The sequence below is a fragment of the Nocardioides sp. NPDC087217 genome (assembly GCF_044744805.1).
In the GTDB taxonomy this organism is placed as follows: domain Bacteria; phylum Actinomycetota; class Actinomycetes; order Propionibacteriales; family Nocardioidaceae; genus Nocardioides.
Genome location: NZ_JBIUZB010000002.1, coordinates 85,174 through 103,981 on the forward strand (window position 1 = coordinate 85,174; position 18,808 = coordinate 103,981).

19 protein-coding genes are annotated in these 18,808 nt (G+C 66.7%); 12 read left to right on the forward strand and 7 right to left on the reverse strand.

Annotated features, from left to right (window positions below; translation table 11 throughout):
- Positions 1-75 precede the first annotated feature (75 nt).
- A complete protein-coding gene (locus ACIO3S_RS07750) occupies positions 76-243 on the forward strand; it encodes a hypothetical protein (RefSeq protein ID WP_400461269.1) in 168 nt (55 codons plus the stop codon).
- Positions 244-284: 41 nt separating this feature from the next.
- On the opposite strand, the gene ACIO3S_RS07755 is transcribed toward ACIO3S_RS07750, so the two are convergent.
- Both ACIO3S_RS07755 and ACIO3S_RS07760 read right to left on the reverse strand, forming a co-directional pair.
- Complete coding sequence (locus ACIO3S_RS07755; protein WP_400461272.1) at positions 285-1,313, reverse strand: LacI family DNA-binding transcriptional regulator; 1,029 nt, start codon at positions 1,311-1,313, stop codon at positions 285-287.
- A 301-nt stretch (positions 1,314-1,614) separates the two neighbouring features.
- Positions 1,615-2,913, reverse strand: coding sequence for a DsbA family protein (locus tag ACIO3S_RS07760; RefSeq protein WP_400461275.1), 1,299 nt, complete (start codon positions 2,911-2,913; stop codon positions 1,615-1,617).
- Positions 2,914-3,277: 364 nt separating this feature from the next.
- Between ACIO3S_RS07760 and ACIO3S_RS07765 the strand changes: the two genes are divergently transcribed.
- The 9 genes from ACIO3S_RS07765 to ACIO3S_RS07805 all read left to right on the forward strand — a co-directional run bounded on the left by ACIO3S_RS07765 (position 3,278) and on the right by ACIO3S_RS07805 (position 13,067).
- Positions 3,278-3,961 carry a methyltransferase gene (locus tag ACIO3S_RS07765; protein ID WP_400461277.1) on the forward strand — a complete coding sequence of 228 codons (684 nt, stop codon included), beginning with the start codon at positions 3,278-3,280 and terminating at the stop codon, positions 3,959-3,961.
- 95 nt (positions 3,962-4,056) lie between these two features.
- The gene (locus ACIO3S_RS07770) at positions 4,057-5,106 is read left to right on the forward strand and encodes a pyridoxal phosphate-dependent aminotransferase (RefSeq protein WP_400461280.1); all 1,050 of its coding nucleotides are present in this window, start codon (positions 4,057-4,059) and stop codon (positions 5,104-5,106) included.
- Positions 5,107-5,148: 42 nt separating this feature from the next.
- Entirely contained in the window at positions 5,149-5,766 is a 618-nt protein-coding gene (locus ACIO3S_RS07775; protein ID WP_400461283.1) for a TetR/AcrR family transcriptional regulator, read from the forward strand.
- Between the two features lie 207 nt (positions 5,767-5,973).
- Positions 5,974-6,774, forward strand: a complete 801-nt coding sequence (locus ACIO3S_RS07780) for an alpha/beta fold hydrolase (protein WP_400461286.1) — start codon at positions 5,974-5,976, stop codon at positions 6,772-6,774.
- Complete coding sequence (locus tag ACIO3S_RS07785) at positions 6,767-7,879, forward strand: DUF3500 domain-containing protein (protein ID WP_400461289.1); 1,113 nt, start codon at positions 6,767-6,769, stop codon at positions 7,877-7,879. The genes ACIO3S_RS07780 and ACIO3S_RS07785 overlap by 8 nt, the downstream gene beginning before the upstream one ends.
- Positions 7,857-9,710, forward strand: a complete 1,854-nt coding sequence (locus tag ACIO3S_RS07790; RefSeq protein ID WP_400461292.1) for a gamma-glutamyltransferase family protein — start codon at positions 7,857-7,859, stop codon at positions 9,708-9,710. Before ACIO3S_RS07785 ends, ACIO3S_RS07790 begins: the two co-directional genes overlap by 23 nt.
- On the forward strand, positions 9,707-10,477 hold the full coding sequence (locus ACIO3S_RS07795) for a YoaK family protein (protein ID WP_400461295.1): 771 nt from the start codon (positions 9,707-9,709) through the stop codon (positions 10,475-10,477). Before ACIO3S_RS07790 ends, ACIO3S_RS07795 begins: the two co-directional genes overlap by 4 nt.
- Entirely contained in the window at positions 10,474-11,871 is a 1,398-nt protein-coding gene (locus ACIO3S_RS07800) for an MFS transporter (protein ID WP_400461298.1), read from the forward strand. The genes ACIO3S_RS07795 and ACIO3S_RS07800 overlap by 4 nt, the downstream gene beginning before the upstream one ends.
- On the forward strand, positions 11,868-13,067 hold the full coding sequence (locus ACIO3S_RS07805; protein WP_400461301.1) for an FAD-dependent monooxygenase: 1,200 nt from the start codon (positions 11,868-11,870) through the stop codon (positions 13,065-13,067). The genes ACIO3S_RS07800 and ACIO3S_RS07805 overlap by 4 nt, the downstream gene beginning before the upstream one ends.
- Before the next feature lie 170 nt (positions 13,068-13,237).
- Here ACIO3S_RS07805 and ACIO3S_RS07810 read toward each other — a convergent pair whose 3' ends face one another.
- The 5 genes from ACIO3S_RS07810 to ACIO3S_RS07830 are packed head-to-tail and all read right to left on the reverse strand — an operon-like array spanning position 13,238 to position 17,017.
- Positions 13,238-13,600: a DUF202 domain-containing protein gene (locus ACIO3S_RS07810; protein ID WP_400461304.1), complete on the reverse strand. Its 363-nt coding sequence runs from the start codon at positions 13,598-13,600 to the stop codon at positions 13,238-13,240.
- Positions 13,597-13,953, reverse strand: coding sequence for a YidH family protein (locus tag ACIO3S_RS07815; protein ID WP_400461306.1), 357 nt, complete (start codon positions 13,951-13,953; stop codon positions 13,597-13,599). Before ACIO3S_RS07815 ends, ACIO3S_RS07810 begins: the two co-directional genes overlap by 4 nt.
- 28 nt (positions 13,954-13,981) lie before the next feature.
- Positions 13,982-15,028, reverse strand: a complete 1,047-nt coding sequence (locus ACIO3S_RS07820; RefSeq protein WP_400461309.1) for a LysR family transcriptional regulator — start codon at positions 15,026-15,028, stop codon at positions 13,982-13,984.
- Positions 15,025-16,149: a CaiB/BaiF CoA transferase family protein gene (locus ACIO3S_RS07825; RefSeq protein ID WP_400461312.1), complete on the reverse strand. Its 1,125-nt coding sequence runs from the start codon at positions 16,147-16,149 to the stop codon at positions 15,025-15,027. Before ACIO3S_RS07825 ends, ACIO3S_RS07820 begins: the two co-directional genes overlap by 4 nt.
- A gap of 46 nt (positions 16,150-16,195) precedes the next feature.
- Entirely contained in the window at positions 16,196-17,017 is an 822-nt protein-coding gene (locus ACIO3S_RS07830; protein WP_400461315.1) for an enoyl-CoA hydratase/isomerase family protein, read from the reverse strand.
- 405 nt (positions 17,018-17,422) lie between these two features.
- On the opposite strand from ACIO3S_RS07830, the gene ACIO3S_RS07835 reads away from it, so the two are divergent.
- Entirely contained in the window at positions 17,423-18,271 is an 849-nt protein-coding gene (locus ACIO3S_RS07835) for a tripartite tricarboxylate transporter substrate binding protein (RefSeq protein ID WP_400461318.1), read from the forward strand.
- A complete protein-coding gene (locus ACIO3S_RS07840) occupies positions 18,268-18,804 on the forward strand; it encodes a tripartite tricarboxylate transporter TctB family protein (RefSeq protein ID WP_400461321.1) in 537 nt (178 codons plus the stop codon). The genes ACIO3S_RS07835 and ACIO3S_RS07840 overlap by 4 nt, the downstream gene beginning before the upstream one ends.
- Positions 18,805-18,808 lie beyond the last annotated feature (4 nt).

Genomic DNA, 18,808 nt, shown 5'->3' on the forward strand with positions numbered 1-18,808 from the left:
CGACGCAGCTGACCACCTCCTGTTGCGGGCGGGCACACGGATCGATTCCACACCGCAGTCTCCAACGTGATGGTCGTGGGCGACACCTCCCGAGGACATCATCGGGCCCGGTGTTTCGTGTACGAGCCTGCCGCAGCCGTGGCCGACTGCGTGTCGATCGAGATCGGCACGCGTTTCGGAGACCTGAACGTCAGGGAGGGGCGCCGGCACGTGCGTGCCGTCGGCAGCGCCGTCGACGACTGATGCTCGACGTGCGCCTCTCTGACGAGGGCACGCTCATCTCGTCAATGTGCTGGAGGAGATGTCGTGTCCCTGATGAGTAGTTCCGGGACCGGGTTGGTGATCACGACGTTCTCCAGAGCAGCGCCATTGAGGTGATCGAGCAGCATGATCGCGGCCACTTCGCCGAGCCGTTGCAACGGCATCCTGACCGTCGAGATCGCCGGATAAAGGGTGTTCGAGACCCAGGTGGTGTTGACCGCGACGATCGATAGGTCCTGTGGGACCCTCCGCCCGAGACGAAGTGCGGTCGACATCGCGCCCACGGCAGCGTTCACGCTGGCCACCACGACACCTGTGGGGCCATCCGCAGCGCCGAGCCGATGGTCGCGGATCAACTCCTCGGCGGCACGGGCTCCGGCGTCCGCCTCCCAGCCAGCCCTGATGACCCACGACGGGTCGACGGCGAGGCCTGCCGTACCCATCGCTGCCGCGTATCCGCGTTCACGCCGACGAGCCGTGTCGTGTGAAGGGGTGCCGGATATGAACGCGATTCGTCGATGACCCAGCTCGAGCAGGTGAGTGGTCGCGAGCGAGGCACCGCGCTCATCGTCCAGGAGGACGGAGCCAGTGCGGTTGGGCAGTCGTGAGTTGACGGTGATGGCCGGGATGTCGGACCCGAGCACGCGGGCGAGCGTCTCGTCGTCGAAGTCCTCTCTCCGCTGAATCAAGAACCCGTCCACCCGCCCTTCGCGGACCAGACGAGAAAGCTGCCGAGCGCCGGTTGGCGGCGCATTCACCTGACCCAGGAGTACGTCGGTCTCGCGACCTGCGGTGGCTGAATAGACGCCCGCCAGCATGTCGGAGAAGACGGCGTTGGTGACGTCCGGCACGATCAGCCCGATCGCGCCAGATCTAGACTGGCGCAACGCCCGGGCACGAGCGTTTGGCACGTAGTCGAGTTCGGCGGCGGCCGCCAGAACCCGGGCTCGTGTCGAATCACTCATGCGCGCACGCGCATCACCGGTGAGGGCACGAGACGCCACGGACTTGGATACGCCAGCAAGGCTGGCAACATCGTCGAGGGTCGCCACGCATCGAGTATAGGGAGGGCTCCCCGTTACAGACGGCATCTGATCCTCGTCGGCCATCAGCCCCGACTTTCAGGTCTCCGAACAAAGCCCTCATCGCAGTTAGACCCACGCTGCTGGATCACCACGAATGTGCCCCTGCCCCTGCAAGCGAGACGCCTCGGGGTCCGCTGGATCGGCCCCACCAGCCGCCAAGCGCGACCACGCGAGTCCTCTCAGCCCGGCGCACCGTCAGAAGGGCGCGACCGAGCCGCGGGTGGTGAAATCGTGAACGAATCTCAGTCCGTCGAGTGCACGACGATCCTCATTCCCGGCCTTCGACCGTGGTCCTCCAAGCGGTCTCGAGCGCGCGCAAGAAGCCGTCTACCTCCTGCGCGCCCGGGACCGCGTATCGGTTGCCGAAGACGTAGAACGGCACACCCGTGACACCAAGTCGGCGGGCTTCGAGCAGATCCGCTTCGACCTCGCTGGCGAACTCTCCGGACTGAAGCGACATCAATGCCTGTCCTGCGCTGAGGCCCGCCTCGACCGCGAGTCGAGCGAGCGTCTCATGATCGCTGATGTCGTGCCCTTCGGTGAAGTAGGCACGGAACAGGCGACGGAGCATGCCATGCTGCTTTCCTCGTGAGGCTGCAAAGTGGTGGAGCCGGTGAGCGGGTCGCGCATCGACGACCAGCGCGCGGTCGAAGCGGTAGTCCAGGCCTAGCGCACGGCCTCTCGTGGTCACTGGGTCGTTCACCTTGGCCGCATCGTCGAGGCTGATCCCCATTTGCTGAGCGATGAAGTGGTTGAGCGGTACTGGCACGCTGGGAGGCTGGGGCAGGAGCAGGAACGAGCGGTAGCGGACGTCGACCCGATCACTCTGCTCGAACCGCTCGAGCGCCTGTACGAAGAGCGTGTCGCCGATGTAACAGTGGGGGCAGACGACGTCGGTCCAGATGTCGACGCCGAGACGTAGGTGTTTGCTGGCGGGCGTGCCGTTCGGAGCGGTCTCCATGCGGCCGAACTTATCGGAACGCCCCGTCCGTTTTAACGATGTGAGATTCGCCAGCCCAAAGTGAGATTGCCCTGCCCACTCGCCTTCGACACGACCGAGCCCGCCTGACCAAAGCCGGACAGCGCCACCGGCGATGATCTGGCCGCGGTCGACCAGCGAGATCTGCGAGGCCCGGCCGATGAGGATCTCGTTGATCGCGGCGTACTGGCCCGCGACGCCGATGCGGTCGCGTACGCCCGACGGGTCACGCGACACGTCTCGGCCGGCGACGCGCACGTGACCGAAGTCGAAGCGAAGGAGGGTGGAGAGGATCCGTACGGCGGTGGTCTTGCCGGTCCCACACCACAACCGCGATGCGGGCGGTGGGTTCGAGCGCCTGCATCGTGCGCAGCAGTGTCTGTCCCCGGTAGCGCGGCCCGACCGGCCCCGACGGCCGAAGTAGTTGCCCTGATGGTGCCCGTTGCCGGGCACCATGACGGCGGTGTGGTCAGCGGTCGCGATATCACCGAAGACCTCGACGATGCGCGCTCCGCAGGGAGGGTCGGCAGCGAGGATGTGGAGCCCGTTGGTCTCGCGAAGGTCGTAGCGAAGAGTCGAGGTGATCATGCTCTCGACGTTATGGGCCACGGTGGCTGGTGGACATCGAGCCGGGGTACCGATCGCCAGTACCTGTTCCAGCAATACGACGTGCCAACGCAGGTACGCGAATCTGAGCCGCCCTGGCTACGGCGAGACGGCAGTCCGCTGTCGGCGGTCTGCCGCGCTCAGCCATCGGCGCCACATGGCAGCGCGGCGTTCCTCTGCGCTGACCTCGATGCTCGACAGCTCCGGACTCGAATCGAGCTGCGTCAACGGCAGGGCACGGAGTGCCTGGCCAGTGTCAGGGGCGCGCACTGGTCACATTGGTCGACGGAAATACGGACATAGAGTACAATCTGAGACTCATCCCTCATTTAAGAAATGAGTTACCATGTTCATAGCTGCTGCGACGGACAGCGTTTCTGTTGCGCCGAGTTGGGATCGCACTCCGGCGGCAGGGATCCGCCGACTGGGCGAAGTGCCGACGGCCAATGTCGGGGATGCGCTGGAGCGCATGACCGTGATGGACGGGGGCATCCGGCTGGTCACCGGCCGGACCCGACTGCTGCTCACCGGGCGGGCCGCACTTGTTGGGAATGCCCTCACTGTGGATGTGCGGTCGGGCGACAATCTGGCGATTCACCGAGCGCTCGACGAGGCCCAGCCGGGTGACGTTCTGGTGGTCAACGGGCGCGGCGACATTAATCGCGCGCTGATCGGCGACCTGATCGGCGAGATCATGGTCAACGCCGGGGTTACGGGTGCCGTGGTCGACGGTGCAGTACGCGACGTCCAAACCCTGTCCGAGATGGGCCTCGCCGTCTATGCGAGGGCAAGTACCCCTGCCGGGCCCTTCAAGAATGGCCCAGGTACCATCGGTGCGCCAGTAGCGGTCGGCGGGGTCGTGGTGGCGGCGGGAGATGTGGTCGTCGGGGACTCCGATGGCGTCGTCGTGGTCCCGCGGCGCCGGGTGCGTGAGGTCGTTGACGCGGTTGACGGGATCGGCGAGACGGAGGCGGCGCTTCGGGCCCGTATTCTCACCGCGAGGTCCGACGCTTCGGCGGTGCTTCGATGACGATCGGACGGCCGGCCATGAGGATCGAGGAGCTGCGGCACCGATCGCGGCGACCGGCTCTTTCCCCGGCCCCGCGGGGCGCGGTGTCACTTGCCATGGGTGAGCCGGACTTCCCGACGCCGCCGCCGGTGATTCAGGCTGCCGCGAACGCCTTGCGTGCGGGGAGGACGCACTATGCCGATCAGAACGGTCTCTGGGAGCTGCGGGGCGCGCTGGCGGAACGTCTGCCGGCGCGCCATGGAGCCGCGTGGGGTGCCGACGATGTCGTGATGACCCACGGGGCGACTGCCGCCCTGGCGGCGGTTGTCCTTGCGATGATCGGGCCCGGCGACCGCGTGGTCATTCCCGAACCGGCGTACTCGCTGTACGCCGATCTGGTCGTTCTTGCAGGCGGAACTGTCGACTATGTCCCGCTCGGTCGGGACCTGCATTGGGACTTGGACGCGTTGGCGACGGCACTCCCCGGTGCCGCGATGATGATCTTCTCGAATCCGTCGAACCCGACCGGAATTGTGCACCGTGAGCAGGAGCTCGAGGCGCTCGGCGACCTCCTTGACGGCTCTGACACGTTGGTGGTCAGCGACGAGGCGTACCACCGACTGGTGTACCCGGGCGGTCAGTTCGTCTCAGCGCTGATGGTCGACTCGCTGCAGGGCCGGACCGTCTACGTGCAGACGTTCTCCAAGACCTATGCAATGACCGGGTGGCGAGTGGGCTATCTTGCCGGGCCCCGCAAGGTGGTGGACGCGGCGGCGCACGTGCATCGAACGCTCAACGGCTCATTGAACACGGCGGTCCAGTATGCCGCCCTCGCTGCTCTCGCTCTGCCCGACAGCGTGGTCGATGGCATGGTCGACACCTACCGGGAGCGTCGAGATCTGGTGATTGCGCGCCTGTCGGACGTTCCTGGCCTGCGACTGGTGGCGCCGGAGGGCGCTTTCTATGCCTTCCTGCGCTACGACGTTGACGTGAGCTCCGAGGCGGTTGCCCGCGAGCTCGCCGAGCGCAAGGTGATTGTTCGGGCGGGTGCTGAGTACGGCCCTTCAGGCGAGGGGTGCATCCGAATCTCATTCGCCGCGGCCAACGAGGATCTGCGGGTCGGTCTCGATCGGATTATCCGCCATCTTGGCCTCCCGAGATCGTGAGGCGATAACATTGCCCTGCACTCGACGAGGCGGAGGATGCCTGTGACGGATCGGCAGGTCGCCCAGCACGGGGGACGCAGGTTGCGCAGTGACACCCTCCGTAATCGCCGGCGTCTACTGGAGGCTGCCGGCGAGCTCGCACGCGAGGCGCCCGACGAACTGACGATGCAGGCGGTCGCGTCGCGGGCGGAGATCGGCCCTGCCACGGCGTACCGCTATTTCTCCTCGATGGAGGATGTGATCGCCGCCTATGTGCTCGACGTCATAGAGGAACTCCGTGACTTCAGCGCTCGTTCGACGGCGCAAGGCCGACCCCTCTTCGATGCCGTCGCGCACGCATGGGTCGATCTGCTTGCCGAGCACGGTCCGGCGTTGGTGCAACTGCGGTCGCCGCGAGGCTATCTGGAGCGCCTCCATGGTGGGAATCAGATCATAGCGGCCACGCGGGACGCCTGGAGTGTTCCTGTGAGAGAGCTGCTCGACGACATCGGGCTCCCGCAAGTGACACTTGACCACGCCTTGTTCCTGTGCAACATGATCTTCGATCCGCGCGAGATCCAGGATCTTGTGCAAGAGACGCAGCTGTCCCGGCGAGAGATCGTCTCCAGGTTGACTGAGGTTTATTGCGGGGCGCTGCGAGGGTGGGTTCGCGCCGGCTGACGCGCGGCCACCTCTTCCTTCCCCTACCGCGGTATCGCCCCAGATGGCTCCTGGGTGTGACGTGCGGTGTGCTGCCATCGGTGCACGCTGTGCCCTGCCAACGTCTTGAAAGGGCCGCATCTGTTCAGGGATGCACTTGCCAAAACAAAATGATAGGTTCATCTCAAAATAGATAAGTGACCCAGTATTAGTGGCGAGGAGTTAGCGGTGGCAATAGCACCGAAGACCCTGCGAGCAGGGGATCTAGACGTCGGAGTCATAGACGACGGCGGTGGCGGCCTGCCGCTCGTGCTCATTCACGGTGGCGAGAGCGACCGGACCCAGTTCGAAACGCTTCGCGGACACCTCAGCCTGCAGATTCGGGGTATCTCCTATGACCAGCGCGACTCGGGGATCACTGTGAATTCGCCGACGCCCTACACGATGGAGGACCTCGCCGACGACCTCGCCGACTTGCTGGATGCGCTTGGGCTGGCACGTGCGCATCTGCTGGGTACCTCCTTTGGTGGTGCCGTCGCACAACACGTCGCGATCCGACACCCTGAGCGGGTCGCTTCCCTGAGCCTGGTGGCCACCACCCCGAGTTTCGCGATGGGCAGCGAAGCGGTCGACGAGCTTCTGAGCATGTCTCACGCTGACCGAGTACTCTCGGCCCCGGATTACTTCTTCACGCCTGAGGGCCAGGTCGCCCAGCGCGCCGCCCGGCCGGCCGGTACTCTCACCGCCCGTACGCCTGAGCAGAGCGCCCGCCGCCACGAGGTCGCTCGGCAGCACGAGGTCAGGGATCGCCTCGAGGTCATCGCCGCTCCTACCTTGATCGTGCACGGTACGGAGGACCGCTTGGCGCCCTACGCCGGCGCCCTCTTGATGAAGGAACGGATTCCGCACGCCGAGCTGCGTTCCATCGAGGGCGGGCGGCACGGCATCGCGCTGGAGTTCGCGGACATCGTCGCCCAAGCGGTGCACGAATTCCTCGGCGTGCCACTCCAGGCCCCGAGTCATGGCTGATCCCCGCCGCGATGTCGCAGCGCGGATGGCTTGGGCGGCGCGAGCATGGCTAGATTCCCTCGACACGGAGCAGCGCAAGGCTGCGACCGGACCGTCACCGGGTGCCGATGGCGTCACCGAGGCCGAACGCACCCGCTGGTACTACACGCCCACCGATCACGGAGGCCTGACCTTCCACGAACAACGTCCCGCTCAGCACCGGCTCGTGATGCAACTTCTGGCTAGTGGGCTGTCGGAAGCCGGCTACAACACCGTCGCCACTGTCCTCGGTCTGGAGAACGTACTCGATCGGGTTGAGGGTTTCTCGGTGAACTGGGGGCGTGAACGCACCCGTGATCCCAGCATGTACTACCTGCGGGTATTTGGTGAGCCAGGTGGCCTGCGGCCGTGGGGATGGCGGTTCGGTGGTCACCACGTCTCGCTCAACAACCTCGTCATGGACGGGCAGGTCGTCTCCTCCACGCCGTGCTTCCTAGGGGCGGACCCTGCCGCGTCACCTCTGTTGGGGGGCGACGCGCTGCGTCCTCTGGGGAAGCCCGAGGACCTGGCCCGGGAGCTGGTCCGTTCCCTTCGCTCCGAGACCGCCGAGCGCGCGATCCTGCTGCATCGCGCTCCCAACGACATCGCGGCGGGAAACAGTCCTCGAATCGATGGCCACGAGGTCATGCGCGCCGAGCTATGGCGTCCCGGCGGGCACATTCCGGACCGTGCCGAGCACCCGGTCACCGGACTCGACCGCGCGAACCAGCCGGCGCTCGCCCTCACCGAGTCACCCAAGGGGGTCCCGGGAGCCGAGTTGGACGCTGGTCAGCGGGAACTGCTCCGGACGCTGCTTGGCACCTACCTCGACCGGGTCCCGGAGGGGGTGTCCCCGCTGCCGCGATACGACGATCCAGCAGCCATCGACTCCGTTCACCTCGCCTGGGCTGGTTCCACCAGGCCGGGCGAGCCGCACTACTACCGACTGCAGGGTCCCCGCCTGCTCATTGAGTGGACCAACGTCCACCGCGGCGTCAACCATGCCCACGCCGTCTGGCGGGATCCGGAGTCCGACTTCGGCGGCGATGTCCTAGCAGCTCACCATGCAGCCCACCACCTGCCATAGAAACCTGGATGTGACACACATGACTGGTCACCAGGCATCACCGACCGAGAACGCGGCTCACAAGACGCGGCCCACACTGCGAGGGTCGTTCGGCATGTGTGCATCGACACACTGGCTGGCTTCGGCAACAGCCCAGTCGGTGCTGGAGCGGGACGGCAACGCGTACGACGCGGCCACCGCCGGCGCCTTCGTGCTGCACGTCGTTGAACCCCACCTCAACGGGCCGGGCGGTGACCTCGTCGCCCTGCTCGCCACGGCGGCCGATCCCTCCCCGCGTGTCCTGGTCGGACAGGGCCACGCTCCTCGGGCCGCAACCATCGAGCACTTTCGGAGCGCAGGTTTCGATCACGTTCCGGGTGCCGGAGCACTGGCTGCTGCGGTTCCTGGCGCGGTCGACTCGTGGTTACATCTGCTCGCTGAGTTCGGCACCTGGGAGCTCGAGGATGTGTTGGCCTACGCAATCCACTACGCGGAGCACGGGTATCCTGTCGTACCTCAACTTGCGCGCGTCCTCGCGATGGTCGAGGAGCTCTTCCGCACCCACTGGCCAACGTCGCGCGCCCTGTGGATGCCCGACGGACGGCCACCGCGACCGCACCAGACGCTCGTCAATCCCACCTACGCCCAGACTCTGCGCCGACTGTGCGCCGCGGGTGCGGGGGAGACCCGAGTCGCACGGATCGACGGAGCGAGGCAGGCATGGCGCACCGGCTTCGTGGCAACTGCGGTAGAGAGATTCGTACGTAAGCCACACCGGCATTCGTCGGGTGGGGATCACGCCGGGGTGATCACCGCAGCGGACTTCGCAGACTTTCACCCCACTTTCGAGCCCGCCGTCACCGCGAAATTTCGGGGCGTCACGGTGGCGAAGGCAGGCCTGTGGTCCCAAGGGCCCGTGCTCCTGCAGGCCCTCACGATGCTCGACCACTTCGGTGATGAGGACATCGATCCGTTGACGGCCGGCGGTATCCACACCATCACCGAGGCCCTGAAGCTCGCCCTGGCCGACAGGGAATCGTTCTATGGACACCTCGATCCGGGGGCCACGGAGGCGACGATCGGCCACTTGCTGTCTCCCCGCTACAGCAAGGACCGCGCAAGTCTGATCAGCGCGAGCGCGTCAAGGGAGTTCAGACCTGGAGCAATCGGCGTCACCCCGTACAAGCCCCCGCTGATCCTCACGCAACGTGCCGCCCAGGCCGATGGCGTCGGCGAGCCCACTGTGCAGCAGACCGGTGATACCCGGGGCGACACCTGCCACATCGATGTCGTCGATCGCTGGGGAAACATGATCTCGGCGACTCCGTCGGGAGGCTGGCTCCAGTCTTCTCCCACAGTCCCCGAGCTTGGATTCGCGCTGGGTACGCGCCTCCAGATGACGTGGCTCGACGAGTTAGCCCCGTCACGCCTGGAGCCGGGCCGTCGGCCGCGTACGACACTTTCGCCGACCTTGCTGCTCCGCAACGGCCGCCCCATCGCCGCACTGGGCACACCAGGCGGCGATCAGCAGGATCAGTGGCAGCTGATCTACCTGGTGCGAACGCTTGCCCTCGGGATGGACCCGCAGGAGGCGATCGACGCGCCCGCTTTCCACACCACCTCCGTTCCCAGCTCGTTCTGGCCACGGACCTGGACACCGGGTGGACTCGTGCTCGAGGACCGTACGCACAGCGCGGTCGTCGACGAGCTGCGCGACCGCGGCCACTACGTCACCCTCTCCGGACCATGGACCCAAGGCCGGCTGTCCGTGGTCCTACGGGACCCGGACAGCAGCGGTCTCCAGGCTGCGGCGAACCCACGGGGTGCCCAGGGATACGCGGTGGGGCGATGAACGGCCGCGCGGCACGTGCAGATGGTCCACTGGTCCGGCGGCGCATCATGTCCTTGGGGCCGATGCTCGTACTCACGTTCGCGACCGGTGTCGTCGACGCAGTTGGCTATCTGCACCTTGACCAGGTCTTCGCTGGCAACATGACCGGAAACGTGGTCATCCTGGGGATGGCGGCCGTCAACGGGACGGAGCTGCGGGTGCTCGGTCCAGCCGTCGCGCTGGCGTCCTTTCTCTTCGGCGCCGCTGTGGCTGGCCGCGTGTTGCGCACTGCGGCTCCGGGCTGGAGCGACCGCTGCACCGCGCTGCTGTTTGGCGTCGGCCTCGCCCTGGCTGTGGCAGCGGCCGGTCTGTCCGTCATCGGCGCTGATACCACCCCTGAGCTTCGCGCTTCGATGGCCGCAGTACTCACCCTGGCAATGGGCGCACAGGCGGCGACGGCACGGCACGTCGCGGTGAAGGACATCACCACCGTCGTCGTCACCTCCACCCTGACCGGCCTAGCGGCGGATTCCCGACTGGGAGCCGGGCGCAAGCAAGGCGCAGCCCGCCGGAGCGCGGCTGTCGCGTTCATCATCCTCGGAGCAGTCGCGGGGGCGCTTCTGAGTCAGGCACACGTGGGTCTGGCGGTCGCGGCCGCTGCGCTCGTCGTACTGGGCGCGACCGGGCTCGGCCACGCGTCCACCCGCTCGTCCGAGTACCGGACTTCCGGCCCGAACTCCCCCTCATCAAGCAGTTCCGCGACCGTGTCAACGAGAGGACGCTCATGACAACAGCACTGGACCCTACCGCACGGATCGGGAGGGCGGCCGTTGGTGCGGTGGGCGCGCTTGCGCTCGCAACGGGCGCACTGGAGTCGGTCGTGACGCCGACGCTTCCGCTGCTGCAGCTGGAGCTGGACATGACTCCAGCGGAAGGGGCGCTGCTCAGCATCGTGCTCCTCATCACCGGTGCTCTGGTGACCCCGGTCGCTGGGAAGCTCGGAGATCAGTACGGCGGCAAGAGGGTCATGATCCTCCTGATGGCCGTGGTCTCGGCGGGTGGTCTGGTCTCCGCCGTCGCGCCGAACCTGCCCGTTCTCCTGGTCGGCCAGGTGCTTCAGGGCGCCATGGTGGGCGCACTGCCGCTGTCGTTCATCGTTGTACGCAAGAATCTCTCCGAAGGCGACGCGAAGGTCGCCATCGGCGTGGTCAGCGGGCTGTTCGTCGGGGGCACGATGGCAGGAACGCTGTCGGCCGGGCCGGTGGCGGAGACGCTGTCGCGGCACTGGATGTTCGCGTTGCCGACCTTCGCTGTCATCGCATGCACCATCGCGGTGAGCAGGCTTCTGCCGAACGACCCGCCGGCCGGTTCCGCACGTGCCCGTATGGACTGGCCCGGCCTGGGCCTAATGAGCGGGACGCTGATCACGCTCATGCTGGTGCTCGCGCTTGCCCCCGAGATGACCGCACAGCCCATGGCGCTCGCCGCCCTCGTCGTCGTCCTGGTTGCCTTCGCGACCGGATGGGTCGCCGTCGAACGGCGGGTCCCCGCCCCGATGATCGACCTGAGCATGCTGGCACGGCCCGCGATCTGGAAGGCGTGCGTGCTGACGTTCGTGATCTGCCTCGGCACCTCGGTCGCCGTCTATCTCGTCCCGCAGCTGTTCGCAGTGCCCACCGAGGCGTACGGCTTCGGGGCCAGCGCCACCCAGATCGGCTTCTTCCTGCTCCCCGGCGCCGTGGCCGCGTCGCTAGCCGGGCCGCTCGGCGGGCTCGGATCGCGGCGATACGGCTCACGCGCCGTGGTCACCGCCGGCATCGTCATGATGACTGCATCGCTGATCGCGGTGGCAGTGGTGCACACTGAGGTCTGGCATCTTATCATCGGCAAGATGCTGATCGCTCTGGCGAACGGTCTCTGCGTCACCGCGATGATGACCGGCACCGCCACGGCCGTCGACCAGGGTGACACCGGGATCGCCACCAGCCTGGTCCTGGTGACCCGAGTCGTCGGTTTCGCGGTCGGGGCGCAGATGGCCGGCGCGCTTCTCACCGCCGCCACACCCGCCGGATCTGACGTTCCTGCCGAATCGGCGTTCGTCAACGGATTTGTCATCGCTGGCGTCGTCACGGCGCTGGCGCTGCTCGTCGCCCGAACTATGAACAGAGGAATCAAGGCATGACGCACAATGAGCGCACGGTCCTCATCTCCGGGGCCAGCATTGCTGGCCCCGCCCTGGCTTACTGGCTGAACCGCGCAGGATACGCGGTGACGGTGGTGGAGAAGGCGGATGCGCCGCGCAGTGGCGGATATCCGATCGACGTACGTGGCACTGCGCTCGAGGTCGTGAAGCGGATGGGTGTCCTCCCGCAGTTGCGGGACGCACACATCGATCTGCGCCGGCTGACCTTCCTCGACGGGGATGGTGACGAGGTCGCGTCGCTCCACCCACACGCCGTCACCGGTGGCGTCGAGGGACATGACCTGGAGGTGCGGCGTGGTGACCTGACCGACACCCTCTACGGTGCGGTCCGCAACGACGTGGAGTTTTTGTTCAACGACTCCATCGCAACGCTCCAGCAGACGGACGGCGGGCTCGACGTCACCTTCGAAGGGGGCAGCAGCCGCACGTTCGACATCGTGGTCGGCGCGGACGGCACGCACTCACACACGCGCGAGCTTGTGTTCGGCCCCGAAGAGCCGTTCCACCGCTATCTCGGCTACTGCTTCGCCGTGTTCACCGTGCCGAACCGGTTCGACCTCTCCCACGAGACCGTCATGTGGAACACGCCAGGCAGGGCCGCGGCGCTTTACGCGGTCGGCCAGGGCGAGGTGGTCCACGCCTTCTTGAACTTCGCCCACCCGGAATCACCGTTCGACGCATTCCCCGACCCCGAAGCCCAACGAGACTTGCTGGCCAAGGTCTTCGCCGACGCGTCTTGGGAGGTCCCGGGTCTGCTTGCCGACCTGGAGGAAGCGGACGACGTGCTCTTCGACGCGGTCAGCCAGATCCGCATGCCGAGCTGGTCCAGCGGCCGCGTCGCGCTGGTCGGCGACGCGGCGTACGCGCCCTCGTTCCTGACGGGGCAGGGCACCAGCCTGTCGTTGGTCGGCGCCTACATGCTTGCCGCTTCGTTGGCGGACCAGGACCACGCCGCTGGTTTCGCCGCCTACGAGGCGCAGACGCGCGAGTTCGTGGCGATGAACCAGAATCTAGTCGGGGAAGGCGGAGCCACGCTCTTCCCCACGACGACCGAGGCGCTCGAGCAGCGAAACAGCAGGCTGCGCGGGCTCGCTACGATCCCCGTCGCAGAGCCACGGCCGGCGCATTCTGCTCTTACCCTTCCTGAGTTCGTGACACCGCTGAAGCGACACTGAGCCATCCTAAGGTCGACAGGTCGGACGGTTCCCGGTCGCTGTAAGGGTTGCCGGGGACCCAGTAAGTTCAGTGGCGAGGTCAGGCGACAGCACGGACTGCACTAGCGTAGGAGTGATCCGACGCCAGGCCGCTGGACATATTCGCCATGGCGTGGCTTTCGGGTGCCGAGTCAGAGCAACCCGCCCAGTTCGATGGCTGCGATGGCGATGATCGCGACGGAGAGGAGGGCGGTGGTCCGGCCGCCCTGTCGATCTGCGGCCATGTCGGTCTTTCTGGGGTTCATGTGTGGCCGCCGTTTCCTACTCTCCGCAAAGGTCCAGACGCTGAGTGCCGAGGCAGCAGCGAGCACCACCACGCCTGCCACCCCGGCCCGGTCGAAGGAGAATCGGGCGAGGACAGCAGCGGCGGTGGCCACTGAGAGTGAGGTGCGCTGCCATGCCAGTTCAGTCCGCTCGGCAGCCGCGCCGAGGTCTGCCGGTGCTGGCGTTGGATGTCCGGAGTCGCCGGGCCCGCTCGGGGGTTCCCCGCTCACAGGACCGCCGCGGCGACGATGAGGCTGGCCAGCAGGAGTGCGCTCGTGAGGAGCGCGCCGTAACTGAACGCTGGGAGTGGCCGGCGGTGTCTCATTGCGCGTTCGGCGCGACTCCAGCGGATCCAGGCTGCAACGGCGCTCGTCATGCTGAGCAGGACGAGCGTTAGCGCGAGCAGGCGTTGTTCGTGGGGGCGGATGGAGAGGTCCACGGCGTCGACGGCAACCCCGGCGGCGAGCAGTGCGAGCGCCGTACGGACCCAAGCGAGGAACGTCCGTTCGTTTGCGAAGCTGAACCGGTAGTCCGGTTCATTGCCATGCTCGTAAACGAACGACGGCCATCGACGCCGGCTCATACACCGCTCCCATTGCGCAGCGATCGCATCATTCGGACTCACGCCGCCGGTACCAGTTGCCGTGCAGTTGTTGATAGGCCGACTCGATCACGTTGTCGGCGTCGACCGCTGCATCGAGCAGTGTCATACCTCTCGCTCTCCGTTCGCCGACCGCCCGGTGCCAGCGCTCTAGGTTGCCGATACTCAGATCGAGGAACGCCTGGGCCTGTGGGGTCAACGGCGACGTCGGCGTGATGGCATAGATGTCGCGAGCAGGCGCAGGGTCGAGCATCCGCAGCGTGGCGCCGCGACGCCGGGCCTCCATCGCTTGACGCATGGGCAGTAGCGCCGCTCCAGCACCGGCCGCCAACAGTGGCAGCAGGTCTCCGGACTCGCTGATGTCGACGACGATGTCCGGCTCGATCCCGTGCGTGTCCCGGATCGTAGCGAGGTATCTCTGGCCGAAGCCACGATCGACGACGAACGGTAGGCCGGCGAGCATCTCGACTGGCACCGGGTCGGGGAGGTCGTCGCCCCATCCCAGCGGCAGAGCGAGCAAGATCTCGCCCTGTCCGATGTGTCGGCACTCGATGCCTTGGCGCGATATGGGGCCGACGGTGTAGGCCAGTTCGGCGGCACCCGACCGGATCAGCGTCGCGATCTCGTCGGTGTCGCCGTCGTGCTGGGTCAGGCGCAGTGCGATCTTGGGGTGCTTGCGACGGAAGTCGCCAACCCAGGCGGCGAGGAAGCTCGAGGTCAGGGAGGCCGAAATAGCGAGGTCCACCCGGCCGCCTTCCAAGCCGCGGTAGCCTGCCGCCACGCTGCGGGCGTTCGCCATGTCGCGCAGCACCTGCCGCGCCGGGCCGACAAATGCTTCGCCCGCAGGGGAGAGCACGAGCCCTCTCCCGACCCTCCGGAACAGATCAATGCCGAGATCGGCCTCCAACCGACGAATGATCTGGGAGAGCGAGGGCTGGGCGAGATAGAGCGCGGAGGCCGCGCGCGTGATCCCGCCGTGGTCGACCACCGCAAGGAAACACTCGAGTTCGCGGAGATTCATGCCGCGGCCGGGCAGGCCACTCTCGCGCTCACTCATCGGCTCGTGACTGACTCTTGGTCGGCGCCGACGGTGGGGACCTGGAGGTCTGGCCGCACCTCGACGCCTTCAAGGGTGAAGGGAAGGAACGGTACGTCGAAGCTTCGGCCGTCTGTGTCTCGTCCGGTGGTCAAGATTCCGCTCATGAGCACGTCGGGGGCGGTTGCCACCTCCGAGAAGCGGCGTACCGCTGCCGCGACGAGCCCGAGGCTTCCGAGCTCCGCCACGCACCGCTCCGTGGGCAGGTGCTGGAGCACGGAGCCGATCTCGCTGAGCAGCTCTCTGCGGTGTGCGACGCGGGCAGGGTTGTCGGCGAACCGCGAATCCTGGAGCATCCATGGCTTGCCCAGGAAGCGACACAGCCGGGTGAAGTGCTCGACGGTGTAGGCCGAAAGGACGATCTGTCCGTCTGCGGTGGTGACGAGGTCGGCTGCGGGCGCCACGGTCGCTTGTCCGTTGCCCTTACGGCGAGGCTCCTGCCCGGAGGTGTGCCATTCGCCCCACAGGGCCGACTGCATGTGGATCGCCACGTCGAGGAGCGACACGTCCGCCACCGAGCCGCGACCTGTGCGCTCCCGCCTGAACAGCGCCGCCAGGACGGCCTGGACGACCGCATAACTTGCTCCCACATCGGCGATCGGCATGCCGACACGTTGCGGATCGCCGTCCTGCTCACCGGTGACCGACATCAGGCCGCTCTCGGCCTGCGCGGCGATGTCGAGCCCAGCCCGGCGGGCAGACGGCCCGCGGCGACTGAAACCGGAAACCGACACATAGACCAGGCGCGGGTTCAGCCCTGTGACGACCTCGGCTCCGAGTCCGAGGCCATCCATCGCCCCGGCGCGCATGTTCTGCACCAACACGTCGGAGGAGCCGAGCAGGTCGAGAGCGATCCGACGCTGATCGTCGTCCTTGAGGTCCAGCGCAACCGACCGCTTGCCGCGGTTGTAGGCGCAGACGATGCCATCGCCGTACGCTCCGATCGACCTGGCTTGATCGCCTGCCGGCGGCTCCACCTTGATGACGTCGGCGCCCAGGTCGGCCAAGATCTGCGTCGCGGCCGGTGCAGCGATGTAGTGCCCGAACTCGACTATGCGAATGCCCTCGAGCGGTGCCTGCATGTCACTCCTCATCCTCGGTTTTCTCCGGCCAGACCATCCCTCAGCGTTACGCGGGGTTGCGCTTCTCGATGAACGCGCGCGCTGCCGCCCTGGCATCGTCGCTTCGCGAGGTCTCCACCATGCGCCGGACCTCCGCGGGTAGGTAGTCGGTGAAGCTCTGGGTGGCTGCATCGAGCACATTCTGCTTCGCGTACCCCATGGCGAGCGGCGCCTGGTGAGCGAACTTGCGGGACAGCTCGTCGACTCGGGCATCGAGGTCCGAGGACACCTCGGTCACCATACCGAGCTCCGCTGCCTCCGCCGCCGTGAGCTTGACCGGGTCGAGCAGGAGCGCCCTGGCACGCATCGTCCCCACGGCCCGCGTGAGCAGCCAGGCGCTTCCGAGGTCACCGGAGACGCCAGCGCCTACGAATGCCGTGTTGATCATCGCCCGGGACGCCGCGACCGTGTAGTCGGTGGCCAACGCGATGCTGAGACCTGCGCCCGCGCATGCCCCGTTGATCTTGGCGATCGTCGGCTTCGGGAAGGTCAGCAGGATCTCTGCCACCAGCGACGCCCGACCGAGTCGTTCGAGATCGTCGTCGATCGAGATTCCGCGCAGCGTCCGACTTTCGTGGTCGCTCGCGTGTGGCGACTTGGCCCGCGCCAAGTCCGCACCTACGCAGAAGTCGCGGCCGGCGCCGGTGATGACCATGACCGCCGCAGCCGCGTCGGCACGTACCCGCTCCAGTGCATCGATGAGCTCGACGAGGAGCTGCCATGAGACGGCGTTGCGGCGCTCCGGGCGATTGAGAGTCACCGTCGCGACCCGCTCGTGCGTCTCGACGATGACGGCAGGTGGAGGGTCGGTGTCTAGGGGGTCGATCATGCGAAGGGTGCTCCTGTCCCAAGCCTGGGTCCGCGGGCGATCTGCTGGGCATGACCATCTTTGGGGCGCACGTTTCAGTGGTCAAAGACCAAAAAGCAGTGCCACTCATATGAAGGGGCAATGAGTCACTCATTGGCTTCCGCAATGAATCATTGTGGATACCCGTCTTGGACGTGAACTGTCGCCTGTAGTCGACTGTGGCCGTCGTCACTCGTAGCAATCCGCGCAGCCATCGTCTGCGCGGGTCGACCTGGAGGAGAGAGTCGCCCGATGAAGACAAGTTCTCAGTCCACGAGCCGCTGGTGTGTCATTGCCACCGTGGTGGCCGCTCTCGTTTCCGCGAGCGCCTGTGCTGCTCGGTCGCCGGTCGGTGACGACTATCCGCGCCGGCCGATCCAAGTAGTCGTGCCATACCCGGCTGGCAGCGGCATCGATACCACCACCAGGGCGCTTGCCGATGTCATCAACGACAGCGGTGACCTCGGGCAAGATCTCCAGATCGTCAACCGCGACGGCGGAGGCGGCACAGTCGGCACCACCGACGTCCTCAACGCCAAACCCGACGGCTACACGATCGGTGTCGTGCCCGACGGGCCGCTCACACTCGTCCCGCAGACCGAGAAGGTGGCCTACGACCCGACCTCGGCGACGTACATCAATGAGATCCTCACCTCGCCGATCCTGTTCGTGGTGCCGGGGGACTCGACGCTGAAGACGCTGCAGGACCTCGTCGACGCCGCCAAGGCCGAGCCGGCATCGGTCACGATCGCCGAGGGGCCCCTCAACTACAAGGTGCCGGCCGATCAGTTCGAGCAGCAGACCGACGTCGAGCTCAAGCACGTCGCGTTCGAGGGCGACCAGGCGACGACGACAGCACTCCTCGGGCGCAACGTGGATGTCGGTGTGATGCAGCTGGCGAGCGCCCTGCCACAGCTGAAGTCGGGCAAGATCCGCGCGCTGGGCATCACCTCTGCCGATCCGGTCGACCTGGTGCCGGACATACCCACCTTCGCGAGTCAGCGGATCGACATCGTGTGGCAGGCATTCAACGTCGTCCTCGCCCCCGGAAAGCTCCCTGACCCGATCAAGAAGAAGCTCACCGAGACCTTCGCCGAAGCCGTCGCCAGCGACGAATTCGCCGAGGCGGCAGAGAAGCTCGGCCTCATCGTCAGCGGGGCGACTCCGACGGAGACCCACGAGCACCTGACGGATAAGACCAAAACAGCGGCAGACATCCTGGGAGGCGGCGAATGACGCAGCCTCAGCGCGCAGTGCGCCATCCAGATGTCCAAGCGACGACGGCCGTGATCCTGCTGGTTGTCGGAGTCTTCTACGGCTTCCAGGCGGTGCGTGAGGGCATTGGTACCCCGAGCGACACCGGGTCGGGATTCTTCCCTCTCATTGTTGCGATCGTCCTCGTGATCGCCTCTGCGCTCCTGCTCGTCCAGGAATGGCGCGCCTGGCGGGTCGATCCCGCCCTCCAGGCCAAGAGCGCCCTCGACCGGGCCGGGGACGACGAGGGCGGCGCACTCGAGGGCGAACCGAGGACGAGATGGGCCCGGGTCGCCGGCGTCTTGCTCGCCTCCCTCGCGGTGCCGCTGTTTGCCGAGGTCGCCGGGTTCGTCGTCATGCTGTCAGCAGCCGTTGCCGTGATCGCCAAGATCGCAGGCATGCGAGGCTGGATGAGACCTTGCGCCCTCGGCGTGGGGTTCGGCGTCGTCGCTTGGCTCGTCTTCGTCTATTGGCTGTTCGTTCCGCTGCCAGCGGGCGTACTCGGACTCGGCTGAGAGG

What these genes read in the sequence shown, in the direction of transcription:
- ACIO3S_RS07825 (WP_400461312.1), bottom strand. Translation starts at nt 16,149, where the DNA reads ATGCAGGCACCGCTCGAGGGCATTCGCATAGTCGAGTTCGGGCACTAC.
- ACIO3S_RS07815 (WP_400461306.1), bottom strand. Translation starts at nt 13,953, where the DNA reads ATGAGCCGGCGTCGATGGCCGTCGTTCGTTTACGAGCATGGCAATGAA.
- ACIO3S_RS07785 (WP_400461289.1), top strand. Translation starts at nt 6,767, where the DNA reads ATGGCTGATCCCCGCCGCGATGTCGCAGCGCGGATGGCTTGGGCGGCG.
- ACIO3S_RS07770 (WP_400461280.1), top strand. Translation starts at nt 4,057, where the DNA reads ATGGGTGAGCCGGACTTCCCGACGCCGCCGCCGGTGATTCAGGCTGCC.
- ACIO3S_RS07830 (WP_400461315.1), bottom strand. Translation starts at nt 17,017, where the DNA reads ATGATCGACCCCCTAGACACCGACCCTCCACCTGCCGTCATCGTCGAG.
- ACIO3S_RS07765 (WP_400461277.1), top strand. Translation starts at nt 3,278, where the DNA reads ATGTTCATAGCTGCTGCGACGGACAGCGTTTCTGTTGCGCCGAGTTGG.
- ACIO3S_RS07805 (WP_400461301.1), top strand. Translation starts at nt 11,868, where the DNA reads ATGACGCACAATGAGCGCACGGTCCTCATCTCCGGGGCCAGCATTGCT.
- ACIO3S_RS07800 (WP_400461298.1), top strand. Translation starts at nt 10,474, where the DNA reads ATGACAACAGCACTGGACCCTACCGCACGGATCGGGAGGGCGGCCGTT.
- ACIO3S_RS07760 (WP_400461275.1), bottom strand. Translation starts at nt 2,913, where the DNA reads ATGATCACCTCGACTCTTCGCTACGACCTTCGCGAGACCAACGGGCTC.
- ACIO3S_RS07795 (WP_400461295.1), top strand. Translation starts at nt 9,707, where the DNA reads ATGAACGGCCGCGCGGCACGTGCAGATGGTCCACTGGTCCGGCGGCGC.
- ACIO3S_RS07820 (WP_400461309.1), bottom strand. Translation starts at nt 15,028, where the DNA reads ATGAGTGAGCGCGAGAGTGGCCTGCCCGGCCGCGGCATGAATCTCCGC.
- ACIO3S_RS07840 (WP_400461321.1), top strand. Translation starts at nt 18,268, where the DNA reads ATGACGCAGCCTCAGCGCGCAGTGCGCCATCCAGATGTCCAAGCGACG.
- ACIO3S_RS07790 (WP_400461292.1), top strand. Translation starts at nt 7,857, where the DNA reads ATGCAGCCCACCACCTGCCATAGAAACCTGGATGTGACACACATGACT.